The 22,637-nt window shown below is 36.0% G+C and carries 19 protein-coding genes; 8 read left to right on the forward strand and 11 right to left on the reverse strand.

Features of this window, described 5'->3' with window-relative positions:
* Positions 1-486: 486 nt before the first annotated feature.
* Both tldD and ACFIKD_RS03170 read right to left on the reverse strand, forming a co-directional pair.
* On the reverse strand, positions 487-1,911 hold the full coding sequence (gene tldD, locus ACFIKD_RS03165; RefSeq protein WP_375644568.1) for a metalloprotease TldD: 1,425 nt from the start codon (positions 1,909-1,911) through the stop codon (positions 487-489).
* A gap of 109 nt (positions 1,912-2,020) precedes the next feature.
* Entirely contained in the window at positions 2,021-2,602 is a 582-nt protein-coding gene (locus ACFIKD_RS03170; RefSeq protein ID WP_375647207.1) for an invasion associated locus B family protein, read from the reverse strand.
* A gap of 308 nt (positions 2,603-2,910) precedes the next feature.
* Here ACFIKD_RS03170 and cyoE point away from each other — a divergent pair, with 308 nt between their 5' ends.
* From cyoE to rnhA, 4 genes are all read left to right on the forward strand, one after another.
* On the forward strand, positions 2,911-3,846 hold the full coding sequence (cyoE, locus tag ACFIKD_RS03175; protein ID WP_375635768.1) for a heme o synthase: 936 nt from the start codon (positions 2,911-2,913) through the stop codon (positions 3,844-3,846).
* A gap of 182 nt (positions 3,847-4,028) precedes the next feature.
* Positions 4,029-5,084, forward strand: a complete 1,056-nt coding sequence (gene ispH, locus ACFIKD_RS03180) for a 4-hydroxy-3-methylbut-2-enyl diphosphate reductase (RefSeq protein ID WP_375635767.1) — start codon at positions 4,029-4,031, stop codon at positions 5,082-5,084.
* Positions 5,084-6,043, forward strand: a complete 960-nt coding sequence (locus ACFIKD_RS03185) for a homoserine kinase (RefSeq protein ID WP_375635766.1) — start codon at positions 5,084-5,086, stop codon at positions 6,041-6,043. Before ispH ends, ACFIKD_RS03185 begins: the two co-directional genes overlap by 1 nt.
* Positions 6,044-6,048: 5 nt before the next feature.
* Positions 6,049-6,516, forward strand: coding sequence for a ribonuclease HI (gene rnhA / locus ACFIKD_RS03190; protein ID WP_375647208.1), 468 nt, complete (start codon positions 6,049-6,051; stop codon positions 6,514-6,516).
* A 27-nt stretch (positions 6,517-6,543) separates the two neighbouring features.
* On the opposite strand, the gene ACFIKD_RS03195 is transcribed toward rnhA, so the two are convergent.
* Positions 6,544-7,422, reverse strand: a complete 879-nt coding sequence (locus tag ACFIKD_RS03195) for a protein-disulfide reductase DsbD domain-containing protein (RefSeq protein ID WP_375635764.1) — start codon at positions 7,420-7,422, stop codon at positions 6,544-6,546.
* 71 nt (positions 7,423-7,493) lie between these two features.
* On the opposite strand from ACFIKD_RS03195, the gene ACFIKD_RS03200 reads away from it, so the two are divergent.
* Entirely contained in the window at positions 7,494-8,078 is a 585-nt protein-coding gene (locus ACFIKD_RS03200) for a YqgE/AlgH family protein (protein WP_012754832.1), read from the forward strand.
* Between the two features lie 42 nt (positions 8,079-8,120).
* Here ACFIKD_RS03200 and ACFIKD_RS03205 read toward each other — a convergent pair whose 3' ends face one another.
* The 7 genes from ACFIKD_RS03205 to ACFIKD_RS03235 all read right to left on the reverse strand — a co-directional run bounded on the left by ACFIKD_RS03205 (position 8,121) and on the right by ACFIKD_RS03235 (position 17,867).
* Positions 8,121-11,006: an EAL domain-containing protein gene (locus ACFIKD_RS03205; protein ID WP_375647209.1), complete on the reverse strand. Its 2,886-nt coding sequence runs from the start codon at positions 11,004-11,006 to the stop codon at positions 8,121-8,123.
* A 400-nt stretch (positions 11,007-11,406) separates the two neighbouring features.
* Positions 11,407-12,681: a M16 family metallopeptidase gene (locus ACFIKD_RS03210; RefSeq protein ID WP_375635762.1), complete on the reverse strand. Its 1,275-nt coding sequence runs from the start codon at positions 12,679-12,681 to the stop codon at positions 11,407-11,409.
* A gap of 83 nt (positions 12,682-12,764) precedes the next feature.
* Positions 12,765-14,162 carry a threonine synthase gene (gene thrC / locus ACFIKD_RS03215; RefSeq protein ID WP_375635761.1) on the reverse strand — a complete coding sequence of 466 codons (1,398 nt, stop codon included), beginning with the start codon at positions 14,160-14,162 and terminating at the stop codon, positions 12,765-12,767.
* A gap of 615 nt (positions 14,163-14,777) precedes the next feature.
* A complete protein-coding gene (locus tag ACFIKD_RS03220) occupies positions 14,778-15,140 on the reverse strand; it encodes a hypothetical protein (RefSeq protein WP_375635760.1) in 363 nt (120 codons plus the stop codon).
* Between the two features lie 217 nt (positions 15,141-15,357).
* Complete coding sequence (locus ACFIKD_RS03225) at positions 15,358-15,720, reverse strand: hypothetical protein (protein WP_375635759.1); 363 nt, start codon at positions 15,718-15,720, stop codon at positions 15,358-15,360.
* A 181-nt stretch (positions 15,721-15,901) separates the two neighbouring features.
* Positions 15,902-16,258, reverse strand: coding sequence for a hypothetical protein (locus ACFIKD_RS03230; protein WP_375644573.1), 357 nt, complete (start codon positions 16,256-16,258; stop codon positions 15,902-15,904).
* 913 nt (positions 16,259-17,171) lie between these two features.
* Positions 17,172-17,867 (reverse strand): HAD family hydrolase, encoded by a 696-nt coding sequence (locus tag ACFIKD_RS03235; protein ID WP_375635757.1) that lies wholly within the window; start codon positions 17,865-17,867, stop codon positions 17,172-17,174.
* A gap of 371 nt (positions 17,868-18,238) precedes the next feature.
* Between ACFIKD_RS03235 and ACFIKD_RS03240 the strand changes: the two genes are divergently transcribed.
* Complete coding sequence (locus tag ACFIKD_RS03240; RefSeq protein ID WP_372440009.1) at positions 18,239-19,327, forward strand: site-specific DNA-methyltransferase; 1,089 nt, start codon at positions 18,239-18,241, stop codon at positions 19,325-19,327.
* Positions 19,328-20,100: 773 nt separating this feature from the next.
* Here ACFIKD_RS03240 and mutY read toward each other — a convergent pair.
* On the reverse strand, positions 20,101-21,159 hold the full coding sequence (gene mutY, locus ACFIKD_RS03245; protein ID WP_375647210.1) for an A/G-specific adenine glycosylase: 1,059 nt from the start codon (positions 21,157-21,159) through the stop codon (positions 20,101-20,103).
* 142 nt (positions 21,160-21,301) lie between these two features.
* On the opposite strand from mutY, the gene ACFIKD_RS03250 reads away from it, so the two are divergent.
* Both ACFIKD_RS03250 and ACFIKD_RS03255 read left to right on the forward strand, forming a co-directional pair.
* On the forward strand, positions 21,302-21,802 hold the full coding sequence (locus ACFIKD_RS03250) for a DUF721 domain-containing protein (RefSeq protein WP_375635755.1): 501 nt from the start codon (positions 21,302-21,304) through the stop codon (positions 21,800-21,802).
* A gap of 82 nt (positions 21,803-21,884) precedes the next feature.
* Complete coding sequence (locus ACFIKD_RS03255; protein WP_375635754.1) at positions 21,885-22,547, forward strand: DsbA family protein; 663 nt, start codon at positions 21,885-21,887, stop codon at positions 22,545-22,547.
* The last annotated feature ends 90 nt before the right edge of the window (positions 22,548-22,637 follow it).

Consider the following 22,637-nt stretch of genomic DNA (forward strand, 5'->3'; position numbering starts at 1 on the left):
TAAAAATCTCTCCAAAATTTCTCTATAATAATAACCTTTTGCTCGTTGAATTAAGAGCACTGAATGTAGAAAGTGTTTTTTATTTTAAACTTTTTTATTATGAAATATAAAAGGTAAATTACCCCACACAAAAGACTAATGTATTACGAAGAAGATGTATCTGAACAAGCCGGTGCCAGTGTTATATTTGCCATCTCTCAATGTTTCTACAACTCTTGGTACTTGAGAGGGGACATAAGAGGAATCTTTGGTCCTGTCTTTTACAGTTTTTATTCATATAACTCCCCCCACCTGTAACGTACAAACGAAAGATTTTGATTGATTCAACATGGAACAGATTTGAAATGAGAGAATCTTATGGTATTCAAGGTTCTAATTCAATATGAAAAACGATAGATTATCTTTATAAATCAACGCATTGTACCCCCCTCACAAAGTGGTCGTGATAGACGAGAAGGAGGCAATATTGGGAAGGAATGAGAACGCTTATTCCTTTATAAGCGCAGTTCCACCGATTGTCATATTATTGATTCGAAGATGAGGTTGACCAACACCAACAGGGACATTTTGGCCAGCTTTTCCACAGAGACCGATACCATTATCAAGTTTACTATCATTACCAATCATTGTAATACGCTTCATAGCATCCGGTCCATTTCCAATAAGAGTTGCGCCTTTGATTGGTGCTACAATTTTACCATTTTCTACTCGGTATGCTTCAGTACATTCAAAGACGAATTTTCCAGAAGTAATATCAACTTGTCCTCCACCAAATGAAACAGCATAGATACCATGTTTGAGTGAAGAAAGGATTTCTTCAGGTGTTTTATCTCCTCCTAGCATGATTGTATTGGTCATTCGTGGCATTGGTGCATGAGCATAAGATTCACGCCGTCCATTTCCAGTTGATTTACCTCCCATAAGCCGTGCATTAAGCCTGTCTTGCATAAAACCAACGAGCTTTCCATCTTCAATAAGGACGTTATATCCTGAAGGGGTCCCCTCATCATCGACAGTGAGAGAGCCACGGCATTGTGGAATTGTTCCGTCATCAACAACTGTAACACCTTTTGCTGCAACTTGTTGTCCTAAAAGTCCAGCAAAAGCGGATGTTTTTTTACGGTTAAAGTCACCTTCTAAACCATGACCTACGGCTTCATGGAGCATAACGCCAGGCCATCCATTGGCTAAGACAACATCAAAAGATCCTGCAGGTGCTGCTTCTGCTTCTAAATTTGTTAAAGCCATACGTAAGGCCTCATCCGCAGCTTTTTTCCAATTGTCTTCATGAATAAATTGGTCAAATGCTTGTCGCCCTCCACATCCATAAAAACCATTTTCACGCCGATTGCCTTCAGCTGCGACTACAGAGATAGAAAGTCGCACAAGGGGACGAATATCACGAACCAAATAACCATCTGCACGTAAAATTTCAACATGTTGTAGCGAGCCGGAAAGAGAAGCAGTCACTTGATGCAATTTATCATTTTTAGCACGTAAATAGGCATCAATTTTTTGCAAAAGAGCACTTTTTTCTTCAAATGATGGAGCATCAAGGGGATTATGCGGTTGATAAAGTCTCTTGTTTGTTTGTTGAGGTGCTATGCTATAAGTCCCTGCATGATTATTATAGGTAATAGCTTTAGCTGCTTCACTGGCACGTTTGAGTGCAGCAGCTGATAATTCACTAGAATATGCATATCCGGTAGCTTCTCCAGCAACGACACGCAGACCAAATCCCATATCTTGATGGAAAGAGCCGTTTTTAAGCTGTCCATTATCAAATAAAAGAGCTTCGCTTTCTGTATACTCAAGGTAAAGCTCACCGTCATCAGCATGATGAAGCGTTTCTTGTACAAGTGATTGCACTTTAGAGGAAGTAATATCAAAATGATCAATCAGCGATTTCATAAGAATTATCCTATTTTTATGGGGACTTAGAAGATTTTTATTAATCTAATTTAAGAAGCTTTCAAAATATACAATGAGATTTTAATCGTCTAAAGTGTATCGATTTCATTCATGTAGGTAAGGTTGTATAGGCGTCGGCAAGACCATGAAGGTCAACGAAACCTCCAATCCCTTGTTCAGGAGTTGTAAAAATAAAATAGGTTGCCATTTTTCCTTTTAAAAAGAGCTGCAATATGTCTTCTTTAAGAAAGGCTTCAGCAACACAATTATCACCAAGACAACGACGATATTCCATTCTGCCCATATTTTTATCGTCAATTTTAATTCCAACGCCAGGACGTAATTCAACGCGAATTGGAACAAAAACACGCATCAAAGCACCTTGCTTTTGAGGAAGTTTATAAAATGTAACGCGCAAGGTAATATCATGACGACCTTGTGTATGAACGTTTTGTACAACTTCACACTGCATGTTAGGTGTACCTGGCGGTAGAGCACAAACTTTTGTCCATGCACCATAGGTTTGTGGAGCAGGGACATTTTGCGCATAGGGTGTTTGTGCAAATGCATGATTGATAAAACTACTATAAAGTGTGTAAAGAACAGCACCAATAACAAAACTTTTTTTGAGTAATTTATGAAGTATCACAGAAAATCCTATCCGACTCAACAAACACACACAACCATGCATAGATTTACATAAAAAAAATGAATTCCCCACATAAAAACTATAACACAAAATCAGTATTTACCCAAATATATTAATCCATAGGATATATTTTTATGATACATTTGTAATGTAGGAGAGAATGTTGATTGAAAAAATGTATTTTTGTTGCCAATATTTCCGTCTATTTTTAGGGGATACGTGCGAACGAGGTGTTTCATATTTTCTCAAAAATACGATTGGTCTTAATTGATCATTTCCATACGCTAGATAATATTTGTCAGATAATATTGGTTTGTGAATGACAGAAATGGAAAAGGGCTTTGAGCGGAATGTCAGTTTCAGGAGAGTTATCGGTTGTGAATGGTAAATCAACGCCACCAAAATCCGGTATTGGTGATTATATCACGTTATTAAAGCCACGTGTTATGTCTCTTGTGGTCTTTACGGCTCTGGTTGGTTTGCTTGTATCGCCTGTTCCTATCAATCCGTTGTATGGTTTTTTAGCGATTTTATGTATTGCTATCGGTGGTGGCGGTGCGGGAGCACTGAATATGTGGTATGATGCTGACATTGATGCCGTGATGGAACGGACCAAAAAGCGTCCTATTCCTATGGGTAAAATCAGTTCCCGAAAAGCATTTATTTTTGGCATGGTTCTTTCTATGCTTTCGGTATTGGTTATGGGGAGCTTCATTAATTGGTTTGCGGCATTTTTTCTTGCGTTTACGATTTTCTTTTATGTTGTTATCTATACAATTTGGTTAAAGCGTATCACACCACAAAATATTGTTATTGGTGGTGCTTCTGGGGCTTTTCCACCAATGATTGGATGGGCCGTGACAACAGGGACAGTGAGTATTGATAGCTTTTTATTATTTTTAATCATTTTTATGTGGACCCCCCCTCATTTTTGGTCTCTTTCTTTATTTTCATCTCTTGATTATGAGGCAGCAGGTATCCCTATGATGCCTAATGTACGAGGTGAACATTCAACAAAAAAACAGATTTTATTTTATACTATTTTGATGGCATTATGCGCAGCTGCTCCTTGCTTTACTGGTCTTGGTGGAATTTTTTATGGTATTTTTTCAACAATTTTAAGCATTATCTTTGTTTATTTTGCCTATCGTTTGTGGAAAGCTGATACACATAATGAAACTATTTTGATGGCAAAAAAACTGTTTTTCTTTTCATTACTTTATTTGGCAGCTATCTTTGGAGTTCTTTTGATTGAATCTCTTGTTTGGTATTTTATCGCTCTTTAGTCGCGTAAAATGAAAGAACAAATTTTAAAAGAGCTTTGTTGCAAGAACATATTGTAAGAAAACACGATAGAGTGTGTTCTTATGCAAAAGATGGTATTGCCAGTTTTTTTACATTGCTTATTCGTGTATAACGATAGGTTGTTTGAATATATAGCTAAAACTGTAGAGATTAAGGATGATTTATGTCTGGACTTCCCCCTTTAACGATACGTCTTTGTGGTCCACGTGGATTTTGTGCAGGGGTTGATCGTGCTATCCAGATTGTTCTCCTTGCATTAAAAAAATATGGTGTTCCAGTATATGTTCGTCATGAAATTGTACACAACCGCTACGTGGTTGAGGGATTACAACAACGGGGAGCCGTTTTTGTTGAAGAACTTGATGAGATTCCAGAAGAACATCGCAATCAACCGGTTGTTTTTTCTGCTCATGGTGTACCAAAATCTGTTTCAGAAGAAGCACGATGCTATAATTTGTTTTATCTCGATGCAACATGTCCGTTGGTCTCGAAAGTTCATAAACAAGCGATACGACATCAACGTCATGGTCGTCATGTTATATTGATTGGTCATGCTGGTCATCCTGAGGTGATAGGGACAATGGGACAGCTTGAAGAAGGGGCTGTGACGCTTATTGAAACGATAGAAGATGCTTTGCATTACCAACCCAATGATCCAGATAAATTAGGATTTGTTACACAAACAACGCTTTCTGTTGAAGATACTGCAGGAATTCTCGATATATTACAACAACGTTTCCCTACATTAGCGGCCCCAGCGGCTGAGTCAATTTGCTATGCTACAACGAATCGACAAGATGCGGTTAAGGCAGCAGCAAAGGGGAGTGATTTGTTTTTGATTGTTGGAGCGCCAAATTCTTCTAATTCACGACGTTTAGTAGAGGTTGCCGAAAAGTCTGGTGCGCGGCAAGCTATTTTAGTTCAGCGCGCTGATGAAATTAATTTTGAAAACCTAAAAGCTCTTTCTATTGTCAGTCTTTCAGCAGGGGCTTCGGCTCCTGAAATTATTATTGATGAAATTATTTCAGCGTTTCGTGAGCGTTATGATGTCACAATAGAATTAGCTGAAACAGCGGTAGAAACGGAAAAATTTTTAGTGAGTCGCGAATTACGTGACGTCATTTTAACGTCTCAAGATATGGCTTTCGTCAATGGTCAAGCAAATAATGCAAAAAATGAAAATCAGAATACAGACATGTCTACAACGAAAGCAGAATAATGGCCGTTTATACAGATATTCATTCAAATGATTTAAAAGTGTTTTTAACACGTTATGCAATAGGGTCACTTTTGTCTTATCAAGGTATAGAGGAGGGGATTGAAAATTCTAATTTTATGTTAGAGACAACACAAGGGCGATTTATTTTAACACTTTATGAAAAACGTATTTCAAAAGATGATTTACCTTTTTTTTGTCGCTTGATGCAGCATTTAGGACAGCGTGGAATTCCTTGTCCTCAACCTGTTATTCAAAATGATGGAATGATGATCTGTGAATTAGCAGGACGCCCTGCTGCTATTATTACTTTTCTGGAAGGAGAGTGGGTCCGCCAGCCCACTATAGATCATTGTGGTGAAGTGGGGACGGGGCTCGCACAATTACATTTAGCAGGACAGGATTTTACACTCAGTCGTAAAAATACTCTTTCTGTTATGGATTGGCAGGTATTGTGGCAACGTTGTCAAACAAAAGAAGATGCATTATTAAAAGAATTTGGACAAAAAATTGAGTTTGAATTGGCTTTTTTACAGGAAAATTGGCCGCTCAATTTACCAATAGGCATTATCCATGCAGATTTATTTAATGATAACGTCTTTTTTGTGAATCATCGTCTTTCTGGGATGATAGATTTCTATTTTGCTTGTAATGACTTTTTTGCTTATGATTTAGCGATCTGTTTAAATGCTTGGTGCTTTGAGCCTGATCATTCCTATAATCTGGCCAAAGCACGTAAGTTATTGGAAAATTATCAAAAAATAAGACCATTGATCCCTTTAGAATTGGACAAGATTGTTTTGTTAGCTCGTGGTGCGTCTTTACGTTTCTTACTCACACGTCTTTATGATTGGTTTAATACACCGCCTAATAGCTTTGTTATTAAGAAAGATCCATGGGAGTATTGGCACAAGCTTTGTTTTTTCAGTAATGTAAATTCGCTAAGTGAATTAGGTTTTTAAATTTTATGGCAACTCAACAAAAAGTCGTTGAAATTTATACAGATGGTGCTTGCTCAGGGAACCCTGGAATTGGAGGATGGGGAGCAATTTTACGCTGGAATGGTCATGAACGTGAGCTTTATGGTGGTAAGGTCCATACGACAAACAATCAAATGGAAATCATGGCGGCAATTTGTGCATTAAAGGCGCTTAAAGAGCCCTGTTTGGTCGACCTTTATACAGACTCAGTTTATGTGCGTAACGGTATATCTAAGTGGATTGAAGATTGGAAAAAGAATAATTGGCGCACCGCATCAAAAAAGCCTGTTAAAAATATGGAGCTATGGCAAGCTCTTGAGGATGCTTGTTCTTGTCATACAGTCAGATGGCACTGGGTAAAAGGGCATGCGGGACATCCAGAAAATGAACGCGCAGATGGCCTTGCTCGCAAAGCAATTACTCAATATCGCGAAAATGGACATTTTACAGCATAATTGCTGTTTGATAGCTTTTTTCTTTTATTACGGAGTCACAAGAGGGGTTGGCTGCGTATGGAATATGAATGTTCCACTTAAGGCGTAATCTTTAAAAGAAACTGTATAAAAAATTTTTTGGTTTATTTCTTCTGGAGCGAAATAGAGTGGAGCACTGAAGAGTGTATATTCTGCGTTATCACTGACTTTTTTTGCTGCTCCAATTTGCATTTCTCCTCCATCTAAAAAGAGAGAGGAAGGAGTGGTTTTGTTGTTATTTTGTATTTTTATAAGAAGGGTACTGTTATTTTTTTCGGCACTTATTTTTAGTGCATTCTGCATCATGCGGGGCAAAGAATCTTGGGCATTTTTTAAGAAGGAAGCAGGAAGATGTTTATTTTTAAGAGCAGATGGCGAAAAATCAAAGTTAACAGTAAATGGAAGACAGATTTTATTACATAATCCAAGAGTGAAAGCACCACTTAAATTTTTGCTTGAACCAGAAAGATTGAAGGGCAATATTACTTTATCTTTATAGCCTAATGACCAATCATTTTCTGTTTCAAAAAGCTGTGGGGTAGGATAAAAGATTTCATAAGAAACCTGTTGGTTGAAATTAAAAAACGGTGCCATGCCAGAATTACCTGGATTACGCCAGTAAGTTTTCCATCCTGGTTTAAGCACAATCTCAATAATGCCTTCTCTTATTCCAGAAAGAGAAGGTTCGGTGATCGCTAATCGGATACGACCACCATCTGATTCATACCAAGATGTTGCGAAAAGCTGGAGTTTTTGTCCTTTTTGAGCATTTACAGGAATGTTAAGTAATTCTAAAACTATGAATGTTAAGCTTAAAGTAACTAAAAGATTTTTATAAAAGAAAGTTGCGATATTTTGTAAATTTGTAAATATATGACTTTTTTTCATTGGAGTTTTATTTTCCTAGTGTACTAAATGAACAAACTTTTATCATGTAAATTATGGAGAATAACAAATTAATGAAGCGGTGTAATGGCTTTTTAGGTGGACAATTACTCATAGCAATGCCTGGGATGAATGACAAACGCTTTATTCGTTCTGTTATTTACATTTGCGCGCATTCTGATGCCGGTGCGATGGGCATTATTCTCAATCAATTGCATCATATTGATTTTCCAGAGCTTTTGCTTCACTTGGGAGTCATAGACAGTGGCCAAAAAAAAAGTCTTTCTGAACCAATAAAACAGTTTCCAGTTCGCTATGGTGGTCCTGTTGATCCTTCGCGTGGTTTTGTCCTTCATTCAGATGATTATGCTTGTGAAGAAACTGTTTTTATTGCAGATAAGGTCTGTTTTACTGCGACAATTGATATATTAAAAGCGATCAGTTGCGAACAAGGTCCGCAACATGCACTGGTAGCATTAGGTTATGCTGGATGGAAAGCGGGGCAACTTGAGGCAGAAATTTCTACAAATGGTTGGCTAATCAGTTCTACATCACCTAGTTTTCTTTTTGAAAGCGATTTAAGCTGCAAGTATGATAAAAGTTTAACACGCATGGGTATCGATCCAACTTATCTTGCTTCTGAAATGGGACACGCATAGAGTTTTTTCTAAGCTTTTTAACTTTACACGTTATTTTATCCCTTATGTTTTTACTTTATAAGGGAAATGGCTCTGAACGAGCGTAATTAATTCTTCTATGGCAATCGGTTTCGTTACAAGTGTGCTTTGAACATATTTACAGCCTTCTTGACGGAGGAAGATCGCTTCTTTTTCATTTTCAACACCTTCTGCGATAATTTGCAAATTAAGATCTGTTGCCATATTAATGATAGACTTGAGAACAATTTTCTTCTTAAGGGAGTCGATTGAAATAAGTGAACGATCAAGTTTAACCATATCAAATGGATAACGTACGAGATAGGTCAGAGACGAATAACCTGTTCCAAAATTATCGAGTGCGAGATTCATTCCAAGTGTTTTAATTTGTTCGAGAAAGTGCGCTGATTGTTCAGGATTATTTCTTAAGACAAATTCAGATATTTCAATCATCAAACGTCCTTTGTGGAGCGGATGACGAAGCAAAGCGGCGCGCAATTGACTGATAAAACGAGGATGAATCATTTCTGCGCTTGGTAAATTAATTGAAATAAAGAAAGATTGTTGGGAAAACTTTTCTTGTACATTTATAAGATCGATAATGGCATTATCGATGATAAATTGTGACAAATTCATAACAATTTTTTCGTTTTCTACGATTTTTATGAAATCAGAGACATTTAAATTTCCATAAGTGGGATGATGCCATTCTACAATTGTTTCAAAACCAATAATATGTCCGTCTGATAAATTAAGAATAGGATGGTAGAGGATTTTTATCTCATTACGTTTTATGGCATAATGAACATCTTTCTCCAGAGTATTATGTTCGAGACCCAAAGTGCGAAAATTAGGACGAAAAGGTTCAATATGGTTTCCACCCATTTGTTTTGCACGAATCATCGCTAATTCACTATCATTAAAAATATCTTTAGCCGTCGATCGGCTTTCACTCCATGTAACCAATCCGATAGACGTTGAAAGGATTATTTTGTTTTCTGAAAGTGAAATAGGTGCTGAAATTGTTTTGTGCAAATGATCTGCAAATGCTGCAATTTTTTGTGGTTCAGTTTCACTGAGTAAAATAATTGCAAAGCGGTCTGCTGAAAGGCGCGATAAGGTGTCTTGAAAATTAATGAGACGGTTTAAACGACGTGCGATTATAAGCAGTACAGTATCCCCAACTGCTATGCCTAATTTGCGATTAATTTGGCGAAAATTGTCAAAATCAATCATAAAGACAGTCGGTCTAATTTTGATATTTGCTTTCGCCAAAGAGGTATAATTTTGTAGTCTATCGAAGAAAATTTGTTGGTTAGGAAGGCCGGTTAAGCTGTCGTGGATTGCATCATGCAATAAGCGTTCTTCGGATTTTTTGTGGTTAGTAATATTGACAATGGTTCCAATGACACGTGTGATTTTCCCATCTTTTTGCATAGCCGGACGTGCACGAAGAGAAAACCAATGATAATAACCACCACCGGAAGAAAGCCGAAAAATTTGATCAATGCGCCCTTTTTTATTTTTAAGAATGATATCTAATACGGCTTGAAAGCGTTCACGATCATCATGGTGCAAGGCTGAAATCCAGTTGCGCATAGGTCCATTGAGGTTATGAATTTCAGTACCAAAAAGGGTTGCCATGTTTGGATGTACAACAATACGGTCACGCTCAATATTCCAATCCCAAATAATATTTCCAGCTCCCTTTGCTGCGAGTACTTGTTGTTCAAGATCGGAAAATATTCCTTCATGGAAAGCGTCATTAGAAAAAGTTTGTTGCAGGACAGTAAAGCTGATGAGAAGAACAATGAGCACTAATCCTCCCGCTAATGCTGGCTGGATAATATCATTGTTTAAATATCCAGCTATGCAGGCATAGGCTCCAACACACCAAAAGCTAATGAGCAACCATGTTGGGATAAGCATAATGGCGCGGTCATAGCTTCTGATTGAGAAATAGATGATTAATATTATACCAAGCACAGCGGTAAGACCAAAAGACAAACGCGCAATTCCAGCTGCTCTGATTGGATCATAAATAGCAAAGGCTCCTAGACTGCAAAAGGCAATGGTCCAAGCGATAGCACCGTAACTAAAATGATAATGCCAGCGGTTAAGGCTGAGATAGGTAAAAAGAAAAATGAAGAGTGTAGCAGTAAGTGCTACTTCTGTACCAGCACGCCAGATTGGTTGTGTTGTGAGTGTAACTGCAAAGAATTTATTTAAAAAGTTGAAGTCAATACCAATATAAAAAAGCACAGCCCAAGCAACAGCTGCTGTTGCAGGAAACAGCCCTGTTCCACGGACGACGAAGAGAACAGTTAACAAAAGCGCTAAGAGACCAGATATACCAAGAAGAATACCATGATAAAGCGTATAAGAATTAATTGCATCTTTATAAGCTTCAGGTTGCCATAAATAGATTTGCGGTAGATTTGCAGAGTTAAGTTCGGCCACAAATGTAACAACAGCACCAGGGTTAAGGGTAATACGAAAGATGTCAGAGTTTGCACTAAGTTGACGATCGAGGGAAAACCCTTCGCTTGGCGTTATGGATTGAATCCTTTCTGATCCAAGATCTGGCCAAAAAAATCCAGAACGCGCCATGCGGTAATGGGGGGCAACGATGAGACGATCGACTTGTTCATCTGTTGGATTTGCAAGAGAAAAGACTGCCCAATTTCCGGAAAATTTTTCATTTTTTGCCTGCACTTCAATACGCCATACAATACCATCTGGTCCTGGCGCTGTACTTGTTTGAAAAATAGAGCTGTTTGTATGGTGAATTTCAATTGCTTTTGAGAGATCAAGAGCAGCATCCTGAGAAGAAATTTTAACTGGCTCAATTGCTTGTGCTGATGTAAGATGGACAAGAAAACTAACGACTACAATGAAAATGATATCAATTATTTTACGCAAACTCTTCACAATGTCCCACTCTCAATATTTTAGGATGTTTAATTTTCATTTCGATTTTTGAGAAAAAACGTCCACCTTTTATAATTTATTTACATAATAAATTGTTATCACTTTTTCTTAAGTTATGTGGTTTTGTATACAAATAGACCACATGTCCATTTGCTTCAATGGAACTTGAAGCGAATGAAGTTTTATATGTTAAAAGGGCAAAGTTAAACCATGAATTTCCAGATTTCATGGATATACCTTCACTCATTAGAATCTTTATCACATGAAGTATGAATTGGGTAGTTTTGTACGCTTCTTTGCCCAATATTTCCAAAACTTATTTAATGAGAAGAGCTTTTGTGGTAAATTTTACGATAAAATATGTGTATGTTATTGTGATGCTGTTTTGAAAAGAAGTTTTTTACTTTAGCTTGTATGAAAGAGTTGACGTTAAATCATCAAAATTTATGAGGGGTCCTACAGGTCCGACAGCAGTTAGTGTTGGAGTGGAATTTGTAAAAAGACGATGTGCTAAATCAGTTAATCTTTTAGGAGTGATGAGATTGAGGCGTTCAATTGTTTCCGATATTGGAATTGGTCGACCATAAAGGAGTATTTGGCGAGCAATGAGATGTGCTTGACTAGAGGGATTTTCCTGTGACATTGTCAGATTCGCACGATATTGCGTTTGTGCTCGTTGCAGTTCATTGGCGTGAATGTTTTTACTGACCTTGGAAAGTTCATCAAGAATCACGGGAATAAGTTCTTTGAGCCCTTCTTGTCCGGTAGCTGCGTGAACACCAAAAAGACCAGTATCTGAAAATCCCCAATGAAAAGCATAAATAGAATAGCATAATCCACGTTTCTCTCTTACCTCTTGAAAAAGACGTGAAGACATACCACCACCAAGAATGATTGAAAGAATTTGGGCCGCATAAAAATCACGCGCGTGATAAGCACGCCCTTCAAACCCCAGAACAACTTGTGTATCCATTAAATCGCGATATTCACGAAAGTCGCCACCAACATAATTTGCAAGATTAGTAAGAGGTGCGGTTGAATGGGAGCGAAAAGTACCAAGACGACTTTCAACTTCTCGCAAGAAACTTTCGTGTTTTACAGCTCCTGCAGCAACGACAATCATACGATCTGCACTATATTGTTTATTGATGAAATCATGGAGATCAGTAGATGTAAATGATTGGATAGTTTTAGCTGTTCCTAAAATAGAGCGTCCAAGGGATTGATGACGAAAGGCTGTTTCTGTAAAGTGATCAAAAACAATATCATCAGGAGTGTCATGAGCGGCACCAATTTCCTGAAATATTACTTGTTTTTCTCGTTCTAGTTCATTGTCGTCAAATTTTGAATGCATTAAAATATCGGCTAAAATGTCTATAGCAAGTGGGATATCGCTTTTAAGTACACGTGCAAAGTAAGCTGTTGTTTCAATACTGGTGGTGGCATTGATTTCACCGCCAACATCTTCAATATCGGTTGCAATTTGAAAAGCAGTGCGGTTTTCGGTTCCTTTAAAAGCCATATGCTCAAGAAGATGAGCAATACCATGCTGTGTGGAGGTTTCATTGCGTGAGCCCACTTTAACCCATATTCCGAGGGCAACACTATCAATTTGTTGCATTGTATGTGTGGCGATAGTCAAGCCATTACTAAGGCGACATATATCTACATCCATGTATTTACAACTCCATTAAATAAGTTAAATACCTCATTGTAAGGGTATTAGAATATTCTTGATTTAAGTTAATGCAGCTAACTTTAATAAGATGCATGCGATTTTAAAGAGATATAATCTTTTACTATTTTTTCATCATTAGCAAGACTTATAAAGTGTTCTTTGCGTTTCATTACATCATTGAGATGAGATGGCCATGGGGCATGAAGTCCACAAGCACTTTTAATAGTATCAGGAAATTTAGCTGGATGAGCCGTGGCAAGGACGATCATTGGAATATGCGGTTTTTTGTTTTTACGCGCTACTTGAAGAGCGACGGCTGTATGTGGATCAACAAGATAGCCACTTTCCTTATAGACACTATTAATTGTTTGAGCTGTTGCAGCCATGTTGCTTTTCCCAGCAGAAAATAGGGAACGAATATTTTTGAGTTGCTTTTCATCAAGAGTAAAACGTCCTGATTGTTTCAAGTTGTCCATTGCATTGCGAATCCACATTGGATCACGATTACCACTTTCAAAGAGCAAACGTTCAAAATTAGAAGAGACCTGAATATCCATAGAAGGTGATGTTGTATGGACTATTGGTTGTGTTTCGTAAGTACCGCTGGTCAATGTACGTGCAAGGATGTCGTTATCATTCGTTGCGATGACCAGTTGAGCAATGGGTAATCCCATACGGGCTGCAACATAACCTGCAAAAATATCACCAAAATTTCCAGTAGGAACAGTAAATGAAACAGCTCTATCAGGAGCCCCTAAGGAAAGTGCAGATGAAAAATAGTAAACAATTTGCGCCATGATACGCGCCCAATTTATAGAGTTAACACCTGAAAGCGCTCTTTTTTTACGAAAATTGTGGTCATTAAACATTGCTTTGACAAGAGCTTGGCAATCATCAAAATTTCCTTCAATGGCAATGGCATGAACATTTGAACATTGATTGGTTGTCATTTGCCGTTGTTGAACAGGTGATACACGTCCTTTAGGAAATAAAATAAAAATATCTGAGTGTTCTTTTCCAGCAAAAGCTTGTATCGCAGCCCCTCCTGTATCACCTGATGTTGCAGCAATAATCGTTGCACATCTATTTTTTTCAGTCAAAACATAATCCATCAGTCGAGAAAGAAACTGCATTGCGACATCTTTAAAAGCTAAAGTAGGACCATGAAAGAGTTCAAGGATAAATTCATCTGCTCCAGTTTGTCGTAACGGACAGATTGCTGGATGGTGAAAGGTTGCATAAGATTCAGCGATCATATTTTCAAAAGCTGTATATTCGATTTCGTTATTCACAAAGGGCCACAGAATAGTTTTAGCAATTGTTGTATAGGACTGACCACGAAGTGCTCGTAACGCATCAAATGATAGCTGAGGAAATTTATCTGGCAGATAAAGTCCCCCATCAATTGCCAATCCTGTCATGATCGTTTCCGTAAAGCTTAAAGCAGGAGCTTCACCTCTCGTGCTGATATATTCCATACGTTTTATCCTTTTTTTATTTCTGGCAAATTGGTGAAGTTATTTATTTCACGTTTTTCATAATATTTAAATTATTAAATGGATAGAGTTTTTAACTCAATAATGAAAGGAAATATTCTTAAGCATTTTTATTTTTGAGATATAAACGTCAAATGTTCACAGAAAATCTGTTAAAGTCGAAAATTTTCCCTCTATTATTCATTTACTTAAATTTTACAACGTATCTTCACTTGTGCATCTTCTTAAATAATAAAATCAAATAGATAGAATGGTATTTATTGAAGAACTTTTTTTTGTAAAACTCAATCATTTATAGTTATTTTATGCTCTTATACTTTGTAACAATTAAATCTGCTAAAATGAATATTGAAATGATACAGATCAAAATTCACACTGGAAGATTTGTAAGGTAATTTTATGGCATTGCGTGCGCAAATCTATACTTTGAATAATTTTTGTTTAGCTTAATTATTATTATAGATATTATATTTGTTCTATACAGTATGGTAACCTAACTTTTATCCATAGAAAACATACGACAGCCTGCTAAATGATGTGAAGCAGGCTGTAAAATATTCTTATTTTAAATAGAAAAAATAACTGAGTATCTTTGAATTATTTGCCTTTAAGTTTTCCTATTGCCCATCCGATTATCCCGCTAAATATGGCCATAATAGATCCAGTCAAGAATCCAAAACCCAAAGCTCCTGCTGTAGAAAAAACTCCTAACGTAATTGGTTCAAACACTTTCTCAAATTTTCCTTCAATGGCAGTTTCACTTTTTGCTCCATGAGTGAAACTTGGTACATAAAGAGTAGCTATATTGATAGCTTTTTTCTTTCCTTGTTCTATTAGAGAGACAGTTTCCCATTGAAAATCATTTTTCAAATGATTGGCATGAACATTTATAACTTGTGAAAGCAAAAAAGAAACTGCTATAAAAATATTTAATACGTAAGTTTTCAATACTTTAATCATAATTTATCACCAATACTTTTACTTTTATTTTACTCTGAATTGAATAGATGCATCGGCAGAATTAGTGCGCATTAAGAGAAACAGAAGCATTTAAAGCTTTTTCATTCTTAATGTGCACTAATTCATTAGTTTTTTGTCATCAACAATGGATAAACACAGAATATATCCATAGTTTATATTTCGTATGAGAAGGTTTTATTCTGATAAGATTTCAATTTTAACGAGATTTAAAATACGATATTATTTTACCTATTATCCATCCTAAAAACATGCCTATCGTACTTGATGCATATCCAATTGCCATCCCAACACCAAAGGTTCCGAGTGTAAGAGGTTCAACGACCTTTTCAAATTTTCCTTCAATAGTAGGTTCATTATCCACTCCACGACTTAGAATGGGGCTATAGAGAGAAACGGTATGGACTGCATCCTGTTTTTTCTGCTCTATTGCAGAAACAAAAATATTTTCACGATGAGTATTATTTTGCAAATAGTTTGCATGCACATTTACAACCTGTGAAAGAAAAAAGGCAGACATAATGAAAATACTTAACATATGATTTTTAAACAATTTAATCATAATTTACCTCAAATATTTTATACTATTCAATATATATATGCGTAAATTTATACTTTGGATATTTGGATATAATCTACAACATTTATATTTTGTAGCAAGATAAGCTCCATTATGTAATTACTTACAATGAACTATAGCTTCATTATGAAGCTATAGTTCTAGAGTTCTAGACGAGGTTGAATTATTTGAACATCAACACTATGTCCTTTATCCAACTTATTATCGATCCTATAAAGCTCATTGCATATCCAGCAAACAATAGTCCCACTCCTACAGTCATAGGCTCAACGACCTTTTCAATTTTCCCTTCACCTGTTGTTCCATTTTCTGTTTGATAATTTACAGATGGAACATAGAAAGCAGTCGTAGAAACTACATCAGATTTCGCATACTTTACTTGTTCCATTGGGGAAACAGAAAGTTCCTCTTTTGGAGTATCGTTTTTCAAATAGTTTGCATTAACAGTTACAGTTTGTGAAATAAAAAAAGTGCTCGCTATAAAAGTGCTTAAGATATAATTTTTAAATATTTTGACCATAACTTTACCTCAAATATTTTTAAGTTATATATGTAAGAAAATATACATAATGTTTATATATCTCACACTATATATAATTTAGATATTTCAATATGTATTTTTAGTCAATAATAAAAATACATATAAAAATATAAATATAATTTTTTATAAACATTATTGTAAAAATGTAACAGTAATAATTACAAAAATATTTTTTAAAATTTTATGAAATATTTCGTTATGTGTTATATATAAATAACATGTGGTGATCGCATAATTTTTATAAAATGATATTAATATTATTTTTTTAAATACATTTATAGATACTAAAAATATACATTTCGCTCATAGTATAAAGTAGAGCTCGAATTGGATAGAGATAAATGATATTATCATTTTCTCGCCAATGTGAACAGCATATTACTGTGATGTAAAGCAGTGTATAGCAGAATATCAATTCAGAGACATTTATGAGTGCTGAAAGATCGGCATTAGATAATATTTTTCAACATTTTCTTCTTTCCAAACCGAAAAGCCACTTTTATTTTTAGAAAGGATGCCTTTCCTAAAGTTGGATTACTTTTGAAAAGATCTGATTTCATTGCTTATTTAAAAAATCTATACAAGTGCTTTCAGAAAATTTTGAGCAACTACAGGTATCTCTTTACGTTGTTCTATGTTTCATATTTATGTGCTTTTTTAAGAAATCCTTCTCAAGGTACTCAAGTCTATTTTGCAATTAATAGATATGATGATAAAGCCCCATAATATAAAATTCTTAGGGCATCAGAATCTTTGACGTTTATAAAGAAGAAAGATGTCCTGAATTACGCATTTACTAAAGTTATTATAAAAGAAGTAGCGAGAAGAGAAGGGCATTTGAGTAAAAATGCTTCTTACAAGAGTTTACAAACTGATATATTCAAGAGATTTTTTATAATAGATCTCGCCATACTGCCATTGCTTCTAAGACTTCTCCTAAATGAGCATGTTTTGCGATAACTGTTTCTGCTCCAGCTTCTGCAAGTGCATTGGAGTGGCCAAGATAGCTATGTGATCCTCCCGTAAAGCCGATGACACGCATGCCTGCTGCTATGGCTGCGTGTACACCATGAAGTGAATCTTCTATAACGATAGTGTTTTGGGGCTCTGCCTGTAATTGTTGTGCGGCAAAAAGGAAAACATCAGGGGCTGGTTTCGTTCTTTTTGTTCCAACTTCAGGTGCTGAAAATATTTTACCTTCAAAAAGGTCATAGAGATCAACCGTGGTGAGCATCTCTTTTATATCTACGCTTTTTGCATTAGAGCAGATACAGTAGGGATAGCGTGTTTGAATAATTTCTACGGCTTCTCTTACATCATCAATAGCCCGTAATTTAGTTTTTATTTGTGTACGAAAAATATTAGTCATCTGATCTATGAGATGAGCAGAAATTGGTTTTTCTGTTTCCTGTTCAACGTGTTTAAGAATATCGGGAAAGATAAGTCCTGCAAAACGCTCACTCAATTCTTCGGATGATATTTCATATCCTGTTTGTTTGAGCAATTGAGATCCAATTTTTGCTGCAAGATATTCAGAGTCGACGAGAACTCCGTCACAATCAAAAATAATAAGATCTATCTGAGGCATAAGATATTCCTTTACATGTTACGAGATGGACAACTTTTATGAAAACGATATTGAGAAGATCTTATTTCATAAAAATACGCTTTGAAAATGATTCTTAATTCTTTTACGAAATAAATGATATGGGAACAGTACATTGAAAAAAAGAAAAATAAGGTTTCATTCATATGAAAGTTTTTTTACTTAAAAAAACAAAAACAATTATCAATTTTGTAGAAATTTAACGATACGTTTACGCTATTTTGTAAATATGGATTGGTAATGCGGGCCTATAAACTATTTTGGTTGATTATAGGGCAAATTCAGTTAATTTTGTTGGGTTTTTCATGACAGTTATTCAGCTTCAAAAAGATTTTCTTCGTACTCCCTCACAGATGCCATGGCGCAATAAAATTTTTAAAGGAGATTGTGTTTCCGTTCTAGAAAAACTTCCAAAACATTCCGTTGATATGATTTTTGCGGACCCACCCTATAATTTGCAATTGGACGGAGCTTTATACCGTCCAGATCATTCGCTTGTTGATGCGGTTGATGATGCATGGGATCAGTTTGAGAGTTTTGCTGCGTATGATGCTTTTACCCGTGCATGGTTGCTTGCTTGTCGTCGTGTATTAAAACCCAACGGAACACTTTGGGTTATCGGATCTTACCATAATATTTTTCGAGTTGGGACGGCATTACAAGATTTAGGTTTTTGGATGCTTAATGATATTATTTGGCGCAAAAATAATCCGATGCCTAATTTTCGAGGGCGCCGTTTTCAAAATGCTCATGAGACGCTTATTTGGGCCGTGCGAGATCAAAAAGATAAAAAGTACACATTTAATTATGATGCCTTAAAAGCGGCCAATGAAGATCTACAAATGCGTTCAGATTGGCTTTTCCCTCTCTGCACTGGAGCTGAACGTTTAAAGGATGATTCAGGGCGTAAATTACATCCAACACAAAAACCGCAAGCGTTATTAGCGCGTATTATTATGGCTTCTAGTAAACCTGGTGATGTTATTCTTGATCCGTTTTTTGGTTCGGGAACAACAGGTGCTGTTGCCAAGCTTTTAGGGCGTGATTTTGTTGGGATTGAACGCGAGCAAGATTACATTGATGCAGCATGTGAGAGAATTGCAGCGGTTAAACCTTTAGCGCAACCAGAACTAGCGATTTTGGATAGAAAAAAAGCAGAACCGCGCGTAGCATTCAACAGTTTGCTTGAAGCAGGTTTACTCTATCCTGGAGAAGTTCTTTATGATCGTAAGAAGCAAGTGTCTGCTATTGTAAGAGCTGATGGTACGATTATGCATGGTGGTGAAGCGGGCTCAATTCACGCAATGGGAAGAAAGGCTCAAGATTCGCAGAGTTGTAATGGTTGGACATTTTGGTATTATGAGGAAAATGGACGGTTGAAGTCCATAGATCATTTAAGAATGATCATACGTTCACAAATGTTAAAAACGGGTGTTTTATGAACTAAGCTGATCGCTTCATTCTAGAGTGATCATCAATGTACCTGATCTTGATTGAGATGGACGTGAGGGCATTTTATGCCTTTCTTAGATGTTTTTTATTAACACACTAATCTCGCTTGTAAGCGGCAAGCGAGTATTTTTTGCTTCTTGTAGAAGAAATTAAAATGAGAAACTTTCACTCTATGTTCTGATTTTAGTTCCAAAACAGTAAAATTTTAATATAATCTTATAAAAATGAAATATCAAAATTAAAAGGCTCATTCAGAAGCTCAAAATTAAGTGCTTTTTTGAGGTAATATGTGCATCTATAAAGTGCGTAAAATGTATTGGTTTATCAAGATAATTTAGCGTTATTCATATTGAGTTCCCCCCGAATATCGTCAAATTTTCTTATTTCAGACCTGTTTCATATTGAATCAATAAAATTTACTTGCTTGCATGTCATAAGCGGGGTTGGCGTGTGAATAAAATTGTTAAAGAAAGAACTAAAAAGTACCTTTTATGAACCGTTTCAAGTGCCAAGGGTTGTTGTAGGGGACTGGTAAATATAATGATGGTGCTGACTTGCTCCTTCATAAGCAAAAAAGGATAGATTCTGAAATTTAAATCTAAGCTTTCTAAGCTTTTTTACCCCTCCTTAATTCTTATCTGTAGAAAAAATTGGTTATTTCATTTTTTTAAGTTTTTCTTTTACAGATTAATAAATGACTTAATAAATGATCGTTAGAGATACAAAAGTCTCCGTTAGAAAACATTTTTACGAATAGGGAAGGTTATTTAAATCTGAAAGAATTGGGAAGTGCTACGGAAATGGCTTTTTTCATAACAGTAGGTAGTGCTTCTTCGGCAAGATGTTGAATGTTACACCACCAACCATTTTCACAATTCATTTCATGAATATCCTCAGTATAGTAAACATCGAGTTTTAGAGAAAAGTGAGTAAAAACATGCGTAATTTGTCCTTTGAATTGCCAATTGGCAGTAAAGGGTGCATTTTGGAGCCCATTTTCGTTGTTTATGCCAATATTGTTAGGAATTTGGGTCATTCCACCAAGGAGCTTTTGCGTCTGTCGTTTTTCCAAATAAATTTGTCTCTTTTTATTAAGAGCCACAAAAGCAATACCTGTTTTTGAAGGGCGTTCTTTTTTAGGGGCTTTGACTGGAAAAGATTCCGGTTGTTGCGTCTTTGCTGCTTTACATAAACATTGAAGAGGGCAGGTATAACAAGATGGTTTGCGTGGAGTACAAACTGTTGCTCCTAAATCCATCATTGCTTGAGCAAAGTCACCAGGACGATTTAAAGCAGTAATTTTTTGTGTTTTTTCTTTAATTTCAACTTTTGCTTTTTGTAATATTGAAGTGATAGCAAAAAGGCGCGCTACCACACGTTCGACATTACCATCAACCACTGCTACAGGGTGATTAAAAGCAATTGAAGCAATGGCTGCGGCAGTATAATCTCCAATACCGGCTAGAGTTCGCAATTCTTTTACAGATTGTGGAAATTGTCCCGCGTAGTTTTCAACAAGCTGTTGCGCACATTTTTTAAGATTACGTGCGCGTGAATAATAACCAAGTCCAGCCCATGCTTTCATGATGTCATCTTGTGAGGCTTTTGCTAAAGAGGAAAGATCAGGCCATAGTTTCAGAAACTTTTTAAAATAAGGCTTAACTGTTTCAACGATTGTTTGTTGAAGCATGATTTCAGAAAGCCAAACTTGATAAGGATCAGGACGGATACCTTGTTTTTGCTTTTCGGGGGTAATCCGCCATGGGAGATGTCTGTGATTTTGATCGTACCAAGCAAGGAGGTGCGAAGAAATTTCATACATGATTGTTTTCAAGCATAGGAAGATATAAAATGCAAAAGAAAAAATTATTTATTTTGTTGATCTTTCATAAATTGAGGAGGCAATAATTTTTAGATGAAACAAATGATTTTAATTTAGTAAGCGATTGAACAATGATCTAAAAATGAGAAAACAACTTAAAAAACATATCTTTTATTCTCTTTCTGAGACGGTATACAAAATACTTGATCCAGTTTTACGCAAACGGACAGGGCTTAATGTAGCGCTTATAGAACATTGGCCACAAATTGCGGGCTATGATATCAGTGAACATACAATGCCGCTTAAAATTATTTGGAAACGTCGTGCAGATCAAGATGATGTTTTTCAGCCAGCAACACTTGTTGTCGCATGTGAAGGATTTGCTGCGTTAAAATTGATGCATGAAACAGAGGAATTACTTCATAGAATTAACGGATTTTTTGGCTATATTGCTATTGATCGCATCAAGATTGAGCAAAGGAGTATGACGGTTTTTATGAATCACTTGCCTCTAAAATCGTCTTTGAGTGAACAAGACAAAAAATGCGTGGGAGAAATGCTTGAAGGAATTGAAGATAAAAGCTTGCGCCAATCACTTTATAAACTTGGCTGTTGCATTTTTTTGGAAAAAAATAATAAATAGCAAGATATTTTATATATTTTTCTTTAATATATGAGAAAGCGTTGGATTCTTATTCGTTAATAACAACAGAAAAGTATTATTTATGGTAAAATATCGTTCTTTTTTATCTTTCGGGATAATTTTTCTCTTCATAACGATTGTACAAAACAGTGTAACAGTTGCTTTAGCGCGTGATCCCAAACCAGTGGCAACTGTTGATATGGAAGAGATTCTCCAATCGGGTAAAGTAAAGGATCGCTTTGAGGGAGAGGCGGATGCACCAGTCGTCATTGTTGAGTATGCTTCGTTGACATGTACCCATTGTGCGCATTTTTATAATGATATACTTCCTCAAATTCGTAAAAAATATATCAAAACAGGAAAAGTAAAACTGATTTTCCGCGATTATGCTTTTGATCCTCGGGCAACAGCAGGTTTTATGTTGGCACAGTGTGCACCAGAAGATCGCTATTTTCCTTTAATAGAAGTTTTATTTCAAAAACAAAATGAATGGGCTTTCGGAAAAGATGCTCTAACACCATTGAAAAAAATTGGCTTAATGGCTGGTTTTACAGATGAAAGTTTTACTGCATGTTTGAAAAATCAAGCCATTTTAGATGAAGTGAATGCATCCTTTGAGCGTGGTAAAAAACTTGGTGTTACAGCAACGCCTACTTTCTTTATTAATGGTAGTAAATATGAAGGTGCCATGAAAGTAGAAGACTTTTTTTCGGTGATTGATAGTTTTCTTAAAAATGAATCTTAATCTTCCAGAAGATAGATAGTGATACTTTTAGTCATTATCGCTTTTGGAAGGATTAATATTATGCATTTATGAAGCAATATTTTTTGTTGA

Source organism: Bartonella sp. CR84HXZ (genome assembly GCF_042194535.1).
In the GTDB taxonomy this organism is placed as follows: Bacteria; Pseudomonadota; Alphaproteobacteria; order Rhizobiales; family Rhizobiaceae; genus Bartonella; species Bartonella grahamii.

Excerpts from the sequence above, each read along its gene's own strand:
- tldD (WP_375644568.1), bottom strand. The coding sequence starts at position 1,911 with ATGAAATCGCTGATTGATCATTTTGATATTACTTCCTCTAAAGTGCAA.
- ACFIKD_RS03240 (WP_372440009.1), top strand. The coding sequence starts at position 18,239 with ATGCCATGGCGCAATAAAATTTTTAAAGGAGATTGTGTTTCCGTTCTA.
- ispH (WP_375635767.1), top strand. The coding sequence starts at position 4,029 with ATGTCTGGACTTCCCCCTTTAACGATACGTCTTTGTGGTCCACGTGGA.
- ACFIKD_RS03230 (WP_375644573.1), bottom strand. The coding sequence starts at position 16,258 with ATGGTCAAAATATTTAAAAATTATATCTTAAGCACTTTTATAGCGAGC.
- rnhA (WP_375647208.1), top strand. The coding sequence starts at position 6,049 with ATGGCAACTCAACAAAAAGTCGTTGAAATTTATACAGATGGTGCTTGC.
- cyoE (WP_375635768.1), top strand. The coding sequence starts at position 2,911 with ATGTCAGTTTCAGGAGAGTTATCGGTTGTGAATGGTAAATCAACGCCA.
- ACFIKD_RS03185 (WP_375635766.1), top strand. The coding sequence starts at position 5,084 with ATGGCCGTTTATACAGATATTCATTCAAATGATTTAAAAGTGTTTTTA.
- mutY (WP_375647210.1), bottom strand. The coding sequence starts at position 21,159 with ATGTATGAAATTTCTTCGCACCTCCTTGCTTGGTACGATCAAAATCAC.
- ACFIKD_RS03250 (WP_375635755.1), top strand. The coding sequence starts at position 21,302 with ATGAGAAAACAACTTAAAAAACATATCTTTTATTCTCTTTCTGAGACG.
- ACFIKD_RS03200 (WP_012754832.1), top strand. The coding sequence starts at position 7,494 with ATGAAGCGGTGTAATGGCTTTTTAGGTGGACAATTACTCATAGCAATG.
- ACFIKD_RS03170 (WP_375647207.1), bottom strand. The coding sequence starts at position 2,602 with ATGCATGGTTGTGTGTGTTTGTTGAGTCGGATAGGATTTTCTGTGATA.
- ACFIKD_RS03235 (WP_375635757.1), bottom strand. The coding sequence starts at position 17,867 with ATGCCTCAGATAGATCTTATTATTTTTGATTGTGACGGAGTTCTCGTC.
- ACFIKD_RS03210 (WP_375635762.1), bottom strand. The coding sequence starts at position 12,681 with ATGGATGTAGATATATGTCGCCTTAGTAATGGCTTGACTATCGCCACA.
- ACFIKD_RS03195 (WP_375635764.1), bottom strand. The coding sequence starts at position 7,422 with ATGAAAAAAAGTCATATATTTACAAATTTACAAAATATCGCAACTTTC.
- ACFIKD_RS03255 (WP_375635754.1), top strand. The coding sequence starts at position 21,885 with ATGGTAAAATATCGTTCTTTTTTATCTTTCGGGATAATTTTTCTCTTC.
- ACFIKD_RS03225 (WP_375635759.1), bottom strand. The coding sequence starts at position 15,720 with ATGATTAAATTGTTTAAAAATCATATGTTAAGTATTTTCATTATGTCT.
- ACFIKD_RS03220 (WP_375635760.1), bottom strand. The coding sequence starts at position 15,140 with ATGATTAAAGTATTGAAAACTTACGTATTAAATATTTTTATAGCAGTT.
- thrC (WP_375635761.1), bottom strand. The coding sequence starts at position 14,162 with ATGGAATATATCAGCACGAGAGGTGAAGCTCCTGCTTTAAGCTTTACG.